Origin of the sequence: Providencia manganoxydans, assembly GCF_016618195.1 — a bacterium.
Lineage (GTDB): Bacteria > Pseudomonadota > Gammaproteobacteria > Enterobacterales > Enterobacteriaceae > Providencia > Providencia manganoxydans.
Genome location: NZ_CP067099.1, coordinates 1,760,468 through 1,772,271, shown reverse-complemented (window position 1 = coordinate 1,772,271; position 11,804 = coordinate 1,760,468). Strand labels below are relative to the sequence as shown.

At 40.8% G+C, this 11,804-nt stretch carries 12 protein-coding genes; all 12 read right to left on the bottom strand.

Going from position 1 to position 11,804, the window contains the following annotated elements; all coding sequences use genetic code 11:
* Positions 1–113: 113 nt before the first annotated feature.
* The 12 genes from JI723_RS07805 to JI723_RS07750 all read right to left on the bottom strand — a co-directional run bounded on the left by JI723_RS07805 (position 114) and on the right by JI723_RS07750 (position 11,610).
* Positions 114–1,079, bottom strand: coding sequence for an urease accessory protein UreD (locus tag JI723_RS07805; RefSeq protein WP_070929181.1), 966 nt, complete (start codon positions 1,077–1,079; stop codon positions 114–116).
* A gap of 2 nt (positions 1,080–1,081) precedes the next feature.
* Positions 1,082–1,714, bottom strand: coding sequence for an urease accessory protein UreG (gene ureG, locus JI723_RS07800; RefSeq protein ID WP_053110480.1), 633 nt, complete (start codon positions 1,712–1,714; stop codon positions 1,082–1,084).
* 30 nt (positions 1,715–1,744) lie between these two features.
* The gene (locus JI723_RS07795) at positions 1,745–2,431 is read right to left on the bottom strand and encodes an urease accessory protein UreF (protein ID WP_053110482.1); all 687 of its coding nucleotides are present in this window, start codon (positions 2,429–2,431) and stop codon (positions 1,745–1,747) included.
* Between the two features lie 26 nt (positions 2,432–2,457).
* A complete protein-coding gene (locus JI723_RS07790; RefSeq protein WP_272579914.1) occupies positions 2,458–3,129 on the bottom strand; it encodes an urease accessory protein UreE in 672 nt (223 codons plus the stop codon).
* An 81-nt stretch (positions 3,130–3,210) separates the two neighbouring features.
* Positions 3,211–4,929, bottom strand: a complete 1,719-nt coding sequence (locus JI723_RS07785) for an urease subunit alpha (RefSeq protein WP_140178700.1) — start codon at positions 4,927–4,929, stop codon at positions 3,211–3,213.
* 62 nt (positions 4,930–4,991) lie between these two features.
* Positions 4,992–5,417, bottom strand: a complete 426-nt coding sequence (locus tag JI723_RS07780; protein WP_070929179.1) for an urease subunit beta — start codon at positions 5,415–5,417, stop codon at positions 4,992–4,994.
* Between the two features lie 20 nt (positions 5,418–5,437).
* Positions 5,438–5,740 carry an urease subunit gamma gene (locus JI723_RS07775; protein ID WP_070929178.1) on the bottom strand — a complete coding sequence of 101 codons (303 nt, stop codon included), beginning with the start codon at positions 5,738–5,740 and terminating at the stop codon, positions 5,438–5,440.
* 382 nt (positions 5,741–6,122) lie between these two features.
* A complete protein-coding gene (locus JI723_RS07770) occupies positions 6,123–6,902 on the bottom strand; it encodes an ATP-binding cassette domain-containing protein (RefSeq protein WP_272579960.1) in 780 nt (259 codons plus the stop codon).
* On the bottom strand, positions 6,902–7,708 hold the full coding sequence (locus JI723_RS07765) for an ABC transporter permease (protein WP_070929177.1): 807 nt from the start codon (positions 7,706–7,708) through the stop codon (positions 6,902–6,904). Before JI723_RS07765 ends, JI723_RS07770 begins: the two co-directional genes overlap by 1 nt.
* Positions 7,705–8,673 (bottom strand): ABC transporter permease, encoded by a 969-nt coding sequence (locus JI723_RS07760; RefSeq protein WP_070929176.1) that lies wholly within the window; start codon positions 8,671–8,673, stop codon positions 7,705–7,707. The genes JI723_RS07765 and JI723_RS07760 overlap by 4 nt, the downstream gene beginning before the upstream one ends.
* Positions 8,673–10,259: an ABC transporter substrate-binding protein gene (locus tag JI723_RS07755; RefSeq protein WP_070929175.1), complete on the bottom strand. Its 1,587-nt coding sequence runs from the start codon at positions 10,257–10,259 to the stop codon at positions 8,673–8,675. Before JI723_RS07755 ends, JI723_RS07760 begins: the two co-directional genes overlap by 1 nt.
* A gap of 106 nt (positions 10,260–10,365) precedes the next feature.
* Positions 10,366–11,610: an ammonium transporter gene (locus tag JI723_RS07750; RefSeq protein ID WP_272579913.1), complete on the bottom strand. Its 1,245-nt coding sequence runs from the start codon at positions 11,608–11,610 to the stop codon at positions 10,366–10,368.
* Positions 11,611–11,804: the final 194 nt, after the last annotated feature.

Here is an 11,804-nt window from a genome sequence, read left to right as displayed (position 1 = left end):
TAGGTGCAGCCAAGCGACAACAAACTGATCGCAGCAGCATAAAAACTATATGACTAACGTAAAAGAACGCAGTCGCCATACTTTAATAATACAAAGTATGGCGAGTATACTTTTTAACGCCATAAAAAAGGCTTCTGTAATGTTATTCCTAGTATTTCTTCACGTGCGATTTGCCAAAAATATCTAACAGCCTCTTTCACTTTTGGACTATCAACACCCAATGCTTTAAAAATTAAACCGCAATCATTAGGTAATTGAGTTGCCCCAAATGCAATATTGTTCTCTGTATCATAAATAGCTTCTAGACGCTCTAAAATACGACTATGGTGAATTTTAGGTGTTAGCAAAATAACATTGCCAAACGTATCAAATTTATCCATCACCGCAGTGGTCATTAATTGTTCTTTTTTAGGCTCTAGAATATATTTCTCAACAAACAATTCTTTATTCGATGAAGATTCTGCTCTGATATGCGAAGAGAAAATATCAAAACCAAACTGCTCATCTTGGTGATGATACTTACGTCCCGACATCAATATTTCAGAATATATCATTGTCGCACTCGGATGAATGTTAATCCGAGTATCAGTAATAAAGCGTGAATTGCGATGAGGAATAATTGGATCAGGTAAATACTCTAAATAACCATCTTCTTCAACGATAATATTTTGGAATTGTGTTGCATAGTTTGCTTCCATCATATGCACTTTCGTTGCAGATTGTGTGGTTACATGAGCACACGCACCCTTTTCAACAATGATATCCAACGCTTGACGATCACCCTGCAAAAGACAACCTGAAGTAGAAATCATGGTGACACAAGGTAACTGTGGCATCATTTCATCCCAATAGAGTGCTTTTTGCACCAGAGATGGAACACGACGTTCCATCTCTACTAGCTCGCTGCGATATTCGCCTTGCGCAAATCTTAGCTTGAGATAACCACTTTTACCTACCGCACCGCTTTGCATTTGTTTAGGCTCATCTTGATAGATGGCGAGTTCAGGTGCATTGTTACCGAGTGTATGTGCTTGAACACGTGATGGTGTATTTGCGATATCTGCCCTGAATTGAGTCATACTTAGCCCCTTGATGATTGATGGGTAAACAGGAATTTATCCATAATCATATCAACCAGTTCAACAACACCTTCGCCGGTTTTACAGTTAGTCATCACATATGGACGATTACCGCGAACCACTTTCGTGTCGTGCTCCATCACTTCAAGGCTCGCGCCAACATAAGGGGCAAGGTCAATTTTGTTAATGACTAAAATATCAGCCTGTACTAAACCTGGACCATTTTTACGTGGAATTTTTTCGCCTTCAGCCACATCGATAACATAGATGTAAAAGTCAGCCAATGCGGGACTAAACGTTAATGTTAGGTTGTCACCACCACTTTCAATCATGATCACATCGCTATCAGGAAAACGCTCTTCCATATCTTCTACCGCAGCAATGTTCATACTTGGGTCTTCACGAACAGCAGTATGCGGACATGCACCTGTTTCCACACCCAAAATTTTCTCTTCGTCTAAAATACCTTTTAAAGTACGTTTAACTTGTTTCGCATCTTCAGTGGTCACAATGTCATTAGTGATAATTAACGGTTTAACGCCACGCTCAATGAGGATCGGAGTAATTACTTCAATAATTGCTGTTTTGCCTGAACCCACTGGTCCACCGATACCAATCCGAGTCATTTTTTTCATCATTGTTCCTCAAAATTTTTTAGTTAATCATCAGTTCATAAACAAACGAACAAACGATTTTGTATGCACTGCTGCCAGCACATCAATCACTGGCACATACGAGGCCATTTGTTGAATATCGCCACATGATGCAATGTCACAAAAGATGTCGATATCTTCATTCAATTCAAACAGAATATGTTGTGTTTCATAATGCGTAACACGCATCAAGCGCATTGCTGCACTCAAAATCGTCATGGCAATACCATATTGATGCATGACCACCACATCTCTTTCTGTTATTCCTTGAACTGCCATTACAATGGCTTGTGTCACTGGCTGGGTTCCTGCTGCTGTGCCATTTTTAATTTGTTCTAGCCACCAAGCAACTTGCTGGTTTTCAAATATATGTACTGAGATCTCAGCGAGTTTCTTTCCCATACGGGTCGTCATTATTCTCGCTTCTTCATTTAATTTACGATTGTGCACAGCCCAATCGATATTAATTAATGCTTCATTATCTTGTGCGATAACGGCTCGATGGGCAGCAACTACCGCAATACCATCAGAGCTTGCCGCAACATTGAGTGATGTACGGACAAATGACTTTAGCGTTTCTTTATCGTGCACAACGCCTTTTTGTATTGCCGACTCTACGCCATTTGAAAAGGTAAATGCACCTATAGGTAGCGCCGAGTCACCAAACTGCATGATCCTAATTAAATCAGATGCCTTCATACCACAATCCTTAACTGCAATGACCATTAATGCTTATGTGTATGGCTATGCCCATGGTGATGGTCATGATCGTGATCGTGGTGATGGTCGTGATCATGGTCATGAGAGTGGCTATGTGCATGTTGGTGAATTTGACCAATTGCCACATGGACATGCGTATCGGTATCTTCCGCACCACCAAATAATAAACGCGCTTCTGAATGTGTCAGTTTTGGTAAAATAGACTCACCTTTTACGAAAGCAAAAGTATCTTGAGAAAAACCATGGGTACGCATAACCGATTCCATGACTTTTTCACTCACCGTTAATGGCACATAAACTTGATTCTCTTTTAAAACCGCTTTCCAGTGCTGGTTTCCTAATGCATGTCCCAATTCAAAACTAACTCGAATTTGTTCTTCAGCATCCAAACTTTGCAAGCGCTGTAAATTAACTACCATCACGTCACGCAAAGAAATCTGCACAATAACCATCGTATTGGCGGCTTCATCAAATAAAATAACATCGCCATCAGAAAGTAGGACATTACGATCTAATGCAATACCGAGATCGAGACCCTTTTCTGTATGTTTACGACAACGACTCTTCTGTGCTTCACGCTGGTCAAGTATCAAAACATCCAGCTGTGCTTTTTGACTTTTTTCTTGCCAAGCTGGATCTTTTTTCACATTTCCAAGAATTTGTTCAATGATGATCATCGCATTACCTATTATGTTAATTCTGCCTGCTTGAAGGCAGGCAGAAAATAAAACAATCAAATTACTGGTTGTGTCACAGTATTAACCAAAGAAATAACGTTGGTTCATGGCTGCTTCACTAATCGGTTGGCAAGTAGCATGTTCGCCATTCACTTTTACAGCAAAAGTTTCAGGGTCAACTTCAATATTCGGAGTTTCACCATTACGAACTAAATCACGCTTACCAATCGCACGGCAGTTGTTCACCGCCACAACTTGGCGCTCTAAACCAGCTTTTTCTTTAACGCCATCATCTAATGCTGCTTGGGAAACAAATGTGACACAAGTGTCATTAACTGTTTTACCCATAGCGCCAAACATTGGACGATAGAATACTGGTTGTGGTGTTGGCAGTGACGCATTTGGATCGCCCATTGCCGCCCAGTTAATCAAGCCACCTTTAATCACCAGTTTTGGTTTAGCACCAAACATTTTTGGATCCCACAACACCAAGTCAGCCATTTTACCAACTTCGATTGAACCTAAGATGTGACTCACGCCTTGTGCAATCGCTGGGTTAATTGTGATTTTTGCAACATAACGTAAAACGCGGAAGTTATCATTACCCGGTGCATCTTCAGGCAGTTTTCCACGTGAAGCTTTCATTGCATTCGCGGTTTGAATGATCCTCAACCAGTTCTCACCAACACGACCCATCGCCTGTGAGTCACTAGAGAACATCGAGATTGCCCCCATATCATGCAATACGTTTTCCGCTGCGATAGTTTCTGGACGCACACGACTTTCAGCAAACGAAACGTCTGATGGTATATTTGGGTTTAAGTTGTGGCAAACCATGATCATATCGAACAATTCTGATTGGCTATTAATACCAAAAGGAAGTGTTGGGTTAGTTGAACTTGGCAGCACGTTTGGCTGGCTAACAACTTTAATAATATCTGGTGCGTGACCACCACCAGCACCTTCTGTGTGATAGGTGTGGATAGTACGGCCTTCGAACGCTTCGATAGTATCTTCTACATAGCCACCCTCGTTGAGGCTGTCTGTATGCACAGAAATTTGCACATCAAACTCATCAGCGATACGCAGTGCGTGACGAATTGCGTTGCCTGTTGCGCCCCAGTCTTCGTGTACTTTTAAGCCTGCCGCGCCAGCAACTAATTGCTCAATTAATGGTTCACGGGTATATGAGTTACCTTTACCCAAAATACCAACGTTGATTGGCAAGCCTTCAATGGCACGCAGCATGGCACGCATGTTCCATGGACCTGCGGTTACTGTGGTGCCGTTGGTACCATCAGTTGGCCCAATACCACCACCAAAGAAAGTCGTTACACCGTTTGATAACGCAGCATAAGCCTGCTGAGGTGAAATTAAATGAATGTGAGTATCGATACCCGCAGCGGTTAAAATTAAGTGTTCACCTGAGATAGCATCTGTGGCTACACCCACCACCATTCCAGGGGTGATATTGTCCTGAACATTCGGGTTACCACTTTTACCAACCCCAACAATTTTACCGTTTTTAATCCCTACGTCGGCTTTGATCACACCTAAACGTGCATCAACAATAGTGACGTTGGTAATAACGAGATCAAGAACCCCGTTATCGCTGGTAAAGGTGTTATTTGCGCCCATACCATCACGCAAAGATTTACCTCCACCATAGACAGACTCTTCGCCATATCCGCGTAAGTCTTTCTCGATTTCAATATACAGATCTGTATCACCTAAACGAATTTTATCGCCGACTGTTGGGCCAAATAGGCCGCTATATTCTTGTCTAGAAATTTGTGGCATTTTATTTACCTTTATAGTTTATAAGGTACATAGCTATTTATCATTATCGATAAACAACACAATTACTGTTCTTTATGTTTATAACCGCGAGCAATCGCTTCATTTAATGCAATCGCTTTTGCTGGACGCTCTGTTGTTGCGACGTTATTCCCTGCCCAACCATCAACGAGGTTATTAAATCCATAAACAGTTTGTTTTCCACCGAAAGGGATAAGTGATACTTCAATTTCATCGCCTGGTTCAAAACGTATTGCAGTAGTAGACGCAATATTTAAACGCTTACCATAAGCCGCAGCACGATCAAATTCTAACGCATGGTTAACTTCAAAAAAATGAAAGTGAGAGCCTATTTGTACCGGACGGTCACCGGTATTTCGCACTTTTAATTTCGTTTCAGGTTTGCCTACATTAAATTCAATTGGGGTATCCGCTAAAATAACCCCGCCTAAAGGTGTAGGTGCTTTTGTATCTGTTTTCGCGTTGCTCATATGCTCACCTCGTCATCAGCTTATTTTATCGGATTATGCACAGTAACCAGACGTGTGCCATCAGTAAAAATAGCTTCAACTTGTACGTTTGGAATTAAATCCCACACACCATCCATAACATCTTTTTTCGTTAAGACAGCAGCAGCTTCTTTCATCACATCTTCAACGGTTTTACCATCACGTGCACCTTCTAAAGCAGTAACCGTAATAATGGCAACCGCTTCTGGGTAGTTTAATTTCACACCACGGTCACGACGTTTTTGTGCAACGTCTGCGAGTGTATAAACCATCAATTTTTCAATTTCCCTTGGGGTTAATTGCATAACGCCTCCTCGATTGATAAAAGTTTGTATTTATCAATACAGATAAATATTTATTACACGCGTTAAATAGCCATACTCAAAATAATTCGAGATAAGGTCGACAACACACGAAAATAGACGGAGCATAAATAAACCATATGATCCGGCTAGCTGAGTATAGTCCCCCCTAAAATTCAAAGTATGACAAATATAAACAATCCTTTGCGCTATAAATCCTTGTAAAAACCAAATAACAAGTTCGTTGCATTTAAAAAATAATCATTAATATTAAAGTCACCTTATCTCACCAATAAATACTCACCAAATGACTAATCAAAATAAGATAACCAATATTATTAATGATACCTTGTTAAAAGTTTGTTATTTTTAAATACTAAAATGATTATTGTTTAAAATTCATAAATTGGTGTTCAGGCAAAGAATGCCATAGAGATTGGAGCCATTTCCCCCCTCCACCATTTTGTAATTTTTCACTCGTTAATACTTCTTCAAGTGACCCATTGCGTAAAAGTGCAATACGGTCAGCGAAACGTACAGCCATCGCAAGATCATGTGTTACCCACAAAATACCTTTTCCATCTTGGCAAAGTGACTTGATATGTTCCAATAGCTGGATTGCATGTTCATCATCCAACCAAGAAGAAATCTCATCCGCTAAGATATATTCAGCACGCGATAATGTCGCACTACAGGCTAAAACACGTTTTGCCATTCCACCTGATAATTGATTTGGATAATTATTCACCACACTGGATTGCAAGTTATATTGCTGCAAATGCAGTGCTACATCGTGCATTTTGATATGCTGCCCACTTAACACGGCCGCCCTTTCGAGTTGAGGGCCGATTCTAATTAAGGGGTTTAGAGCACTGACACCCTGTGGTATATAACATAAAGAATTACCACGATACTGCTGCTTGGTTTTTTCAGTTAGCTTATTACCATTTAAGACAATATTGCCATGACAACGCATATTCTCTGGTAATAAACCTAAGCCACTTTGTAACAATAGGCTTTTACCTTCACCACTGCCCCCCACTAGCGCAACCATCTCACCTGGGCGAACATCCAATGAAATATCATTCAATAATGGCTGCCAACGTTTTTTTCCAAGCCAACGAAACTGTGCAACATCTACGGTTAAATGATCAAAACTTAACATCATACTCCCCTTAACCATAAGTTTTGGACAGATTTGGCAAACTGGTCAAATAACAGTACCAATCCAACTAATGCAAGACCTGGAAACATCGCTAACCACCAAGCACCTGTACTTAAATAACGCAGCGCATCAGATAGTAAAATGCCTAATGATGGCTCATGTGGTGACAAGCCAAAACCAAGAAAACTCAATGCAGCGCTGTGTAAAATTGCATGTGGAAACATCAATAATGTTCCAACCATCCACTGCGGTAAAATCATCGGCAGATAATCATATCGGCAACGATATAGTGCACTGTTACCAATGCGGCGCGATAACATGATGTAATCTGCTTGTTGTACTCGCAATAACTCAGAACGTAAGATAAGCGTTAATTTTGGCCAGTGAGTTAATGCAACCGCCCAAATGACTCCCGCTTTTCCCCCCCCTAAAGTAAAACAAATCAAGATCAGCAACAGCAAATGTGGCAGTGCTAATAATGAATCGATAATGCCACGCACGATATAATCCATCGTTTTGCTAAATGACGATAAACCCGCCATCACAACTGCGATTAAACCACTCGATACCGCTGCCGTCGTTCCAATCTGCAAACTGGTCGCTAAACCTTGAAATACGCGATCCCATAAATCACGCCCTAAACTATCAGTACCGAATAAATGAACTAATGAGGGCGCTTGACGGCGATCTAATAAATTCACTTCGACATCAGTCTGTGAAAGCCACAAGGCATAAATGGCTAACACGCATAAACACACTAAAGAAATTATTAACTTCAGTAAAGCTCGGTTTGGGTTATAGGTCATGACTCTCTAATCACTCCCTGATTAATCTTTTTCAATAACAAATCTGAAAGGCTATTGCTGAAAAAGATCACCACTGCACACAACATCACAATCCCCATGAGCAATGGAATATCCCCCCGTAGCCCTGCATCAATTGTCGCTTGCCCTAAACCAGGGTAAGCAAATACCTTTTCAGCCAGTAATGCGCCGCTGAGTAATTCCCCCACCGAAGCAAATTGCAAACACATCGCTGGTGTGATTGCATGTTTTAAGATATGAAAACTCATCATTGGCCACCCTTTATCACCCTGCGCTTTCGCATAGTGAATGAACTCGCTATTCATCACTTCCGCCACTTTAGAGCGCGTGTGTAAGGCGATATTTCCAACACCTAGCAGTCCTAGAGCAATCACGGGCAGTACTAAATGATGGATTTTTTGTGACCATGTCGCTGTTTGTTCGTCTAAACCGATTGGCCATGCACAACAAATTGGCGCCCAATGCAACGAAACAGCAAATAATGACAGTAATAATAACCCTATCCAAAACACAGGGATCGACGCTAATAGATAAGATAATGTTGAAATCACCCTATCTGGCCACCGGTTAAGGTAACGTCCCGCAACCAATCCCAAAGCAAAACCAATAATCCCTGAAAATAACCACGCTGATATCAATAATGCTAATGAAGGCGCTAACCTATCGGCTATGACTTGTGATACAGGTGTGTTATAGAGCATCGAATAGCCCATATCACCTTGTAATAGCTGCGAAAACCAACGCCAGAACTGCATCCATAATGGCTGGTCAAGCCCCCAACGAGCAGCAATCAGTGGATACTGCTCAGGGGGTACATGCATTAAATCATTACCAATATAAGCTTTTATCGGATCAATAGGTGAATAGCTTAAGAGAATAAAAACCCCTATCGCTGTCACCAACAGCAAACAAATAAATCGCAGTAAAAGCCCTATTGTTGTACGCATTATTTACAGGTCCAAGCCCAATCATCAACGTTATTCAGTACAGACCAAGAACCATGAATTTCAGGTGCACCTTTGCCTAATTCAACACAATTATCTAATAAATAAATGTGTTGAATATTCATCAACCACGCCCAAGCTGCATCACCTTGGATACCTGTTCCTGTTTGACCATTCCAATCCACTTGTTGCCATAATGGAATTGCGGCTGTTTGGTCTGGCTGGCGCAACGCCTCTTCGATGATTTCATCAATAGCTGGATTTTTATAATAACCAGGGTTGTAAAAACCAACACCCGCAGCCTTACTGCTATAGTTATGAACCAGTTCCATTGGGTCGAGGCTACCCCAACCAAACAATGTTGGGTTGGCATGCATGTAACGCTCAACGGTTTCCCAACTTCCTGATTTCAGATCCATCTCAATACCAATAGGTTTCAAACTTGCCCTTACCGCTTGAGCTAAATCACGACGCGTAGTATCACCGCTCGCATACCAGAGAGTCAGCTTAGCAACTTTACCGTCTTTTTCTCTTAAGCCGTCTTTATTTAATTTCCAACCAGCCTCTTCTAAAATCGCTTTCGCTTTTTCTACATCACCATCTTTAAACGATGATTTCGGGTTATTCCAAGGTAATCCTTCAACCCCTGTGTAGGCAGGGATAGCAAATCCTTCAAGTACCGATTCAGACAGCAATTTACGGTCAATCACATAGTTGATGGCTTTACGCACCGCCACATCGGAGGTGATATCATTACCAATTGGATTGCCTTGTGCATCTTTTTCACCTGCTGGAGGAATAGGGAAAGAGATCCCTCTATTCTCTACACTATGACGTTCAACCAATTTCATATCTTTGACATCTTTTGCATTCGCTGCGATAGCCGCAGGGATGCGCACGATATCAAGTTGACGACTTTGTGCCGCAGCGAAAGCCGAGTCTTCATCAAGGAATACGAAGACCATCTTATTAAAGTCGTTTTTTGGGCCTGCATAGTATGGGTTTTGTTCAACGATCAGTTGCTGTCCCGGTTGAAATTCAACTAAACGATATGGACCTGCACCAATCGGATTATGTGCATACTTTTTAGCATCGTACTTATCGGCAGAAACAATACCTAATGAACCTAATACGTTAATAAAGGTACTTTGTGGTGATGATAATGTAATCTTAACGGTTAATGGGTCAATCGCTTCAGCGTTAGCAAAGTTCCCCATATCCACTTTACCACCACTTGCAGCGGCATTGTTATAGGTGAAAACCACATCTTTTGCTGTTAATGGTGAGCCATCAGAAAATTTTAAATCTTTCTTTAATGTTAGCGTCCAAATTTTACCATCATCAGAATGTTCATATTTCTCAAGCATATAACTATGCCATGACAAATCTGCATTCTGTTTTAATAGCGGACTATGAAGAAGCATATAGCTGCCATGACTCCAGCCTAACATAGGGTCAAAACCTTCTGTTGGTTCAGAACCAATAGCCAGACGTAAAGTATGTTCTGGTGAAGTAGAATCGGCTAGAGCACCCATAGATAGCCCCATTAAGCATGCGGCTTGGATTGCTGTTGCTAATCTCTTTTTCATATTATCCTCTTTCTATTTCGTTCATTTTTATAATAATGTTATTTAATAATAGATTAATCAAAAACTAAGCCACCGAAGTGGCTTAGTGACTAAACTCGACTAAACACTAGTTAGATTTTTCTCTATACGCATCTTCATCAAATTCAGTGATATCTAAATCATCACCAACAGCCTGTTGATTTACTTTGACTGGGGTAAATTTATTAATGATCCATAGAATTAATAATGTAAATACGAACGACCATACACTAGTAAAGACAACAGCAACAAGTTGCTTCACAATTTGCATACCATTGCCTTCAAGTAAACCTGCTGGTCCTTTAGGGTTCCAAACTGTGGAAGCAAATACCCCAACTAAAATAGAACCTGTGATCCCGCCTACACCGTGCACACCAAAAACATCCAGTGCATCATCTAAATGACGTCTCACTAAGAAAACAAAGAAATAACAAACAAGACTTGCAATAATACCAATGATTGCCGCTGAGCCGATTGATACATAACCCGAAGCTGGCGTGATTGTCGCTAAACCTGCAACAGCACCGGTTAAGAAACCAACTAATTTTGGCTTACCAGTATGCAGACGCTCAATAATAAACCAAGTGACTGCTGCAAAAGCCGCTGCAATATCCGTGGTTAAAAATGCAGACACCGTGACTGTATTTACTTGCAACTCGGAGCCCGCGTTAAAGCCATACCAACCAAACCACAGTAAAGCAGCACCTAATGCAATATAAGGAATATTATGGGTTCCATCTGAAGGTACCATACGTTTGCCGACATACAGTGCCGACGCTATCGCAGCAAAACCTGCAGTTGCATGCACAACAATCCCACCAGCAAAGTCAACAACGCCCCACTTAGCAAAAATTCCCTCGGGACTCCATACCATATGAACAAATGGGCAATAAACAAATAACGTCCATAAGGTCAAAAAGATCAGATAAGCAGGGAAGTTAACTCTATTTGCAAAAGCCCCTGTTATTAATGCAGGTGTAATAATGGCAAACATCATCTGATAACTGAAATGTACCAGTATTGGTAACCCGCCATCATTCCCTGTATACATGGTTTGGGGACTGACGTTATTTAAAAACGCATAATAAAATGGATCACCAATGATCCCATTAATTGATGGACCAAAAGATAATGAATAACCGACAACAAACCAAATAATCGCCACCCATCCCATAGAGAAGAAACTTTGGGACATTATGGTAATAACACTTTTACGAGAGACTAGGCCGCCATAGAAAAAAGCCAGTCCTGGAGTCATTAACATAACTAAACTTGTACACAGCAGCATAAAGGCCGTATTTGGAACATCCAAAACCGACAGTATATTTTCCATAAACTTTCTCACACTAGATAGTCATATATAAATCAGTGAACTTATTATTTATAAAATAAGCCCATTTGTAATATTAACCTACCTATATAATAGAATAAGCACAACGATTATCAACAATATTATTTAGATCATTCAAGATTCATCTTCAACGATCATCTCAATGTAATAATCATTACAAATACAAGGGAGTTATC

Bases quoted from the DNA above. Each gene is read 5' to 3' on its own strand.
- JI723_RS07750 (WP_272579913.1), bottom strand. From the start codon at position 11,610: ATGGAAAATATACTGTCGGTTTTGGATGTTCCAAATACGGCCTTTATG.
- JI723_RS07775 (WP_070929178.1), bottom strand. From the start codon at position 5,740: ATGCAATTAACCCCAAGGGAAATTGAAAAATTGATGGTTTATACACTC.
- ureG (WP_053110480.1), bottom strand. From the start codon at position 1,714: ATGAAAAAAATGACTCGGATTGGTATCGGTGGACCAGTGGGTTCAGGC.
- JI723_RS07790 (WP_272579914.1), bottom strand. From the start codon at position 3,129: ATGATCATCATTGAACAAATTCTTGGAAATGTGAAAAAAGATCCAGCT.
- JI723_RS07760 (WP_070929176.1), bottom strand. From the start codon at position 8,673: ATGCGTACAACAATAGGGCTTTTACTGCGATTTATTTGTTTGCTGTTG.
- JI723_RS07765 (WP_070929177.1), bottom strand. From the start codon at position 7,708: ATGACCTATAACCCAAACCGAGCTTTACTGAAGTTAATAATTTCTTTA.
- JI723_RS07785 (WP_140178700.1), bottom strand. From the start codon at position 4,929: ATGCCACAAATTTCTAGACAAGAATATAGCGGCCTATTTGGCCCAACA.
- JI723_RS07780 (WP_070929179.1), bottom strand. From the start codon at position 5,417: ATGAGCAACGCGAAAACAGATACAAAAGCACCTACACCTTTAGGCGGG.
- JI723_RS07805 (WP_070929181.1), bottom strand. From the start codon at position 1,079: ATGACTCAATTCAGGGCAGATATCGCAAATACACCATCACGTGTTCAA.
- JI723_RS07795 (WP_053110482.1), bottom strand. From the start codon at position 2,431: ATGAAGGCATCTGATTTAATTAGGATCATGCAGTTTGGTGACTCGGCG.
- JI723_RS07770 (WP_272579960.1), bottom strand. From the start codon at position 6,902: ATGTTAAGTTTTGATCATTTAACCGTAGATGTTGCACAGTTTCGTTGG.
- JI723_RS07755 (WP_070929175.1), bottom strand. From the start codon at position 10,259: ATGAAAAAGAGATTAGCAACAGCAATCCAAGCCGCATGCTTAATGGGG.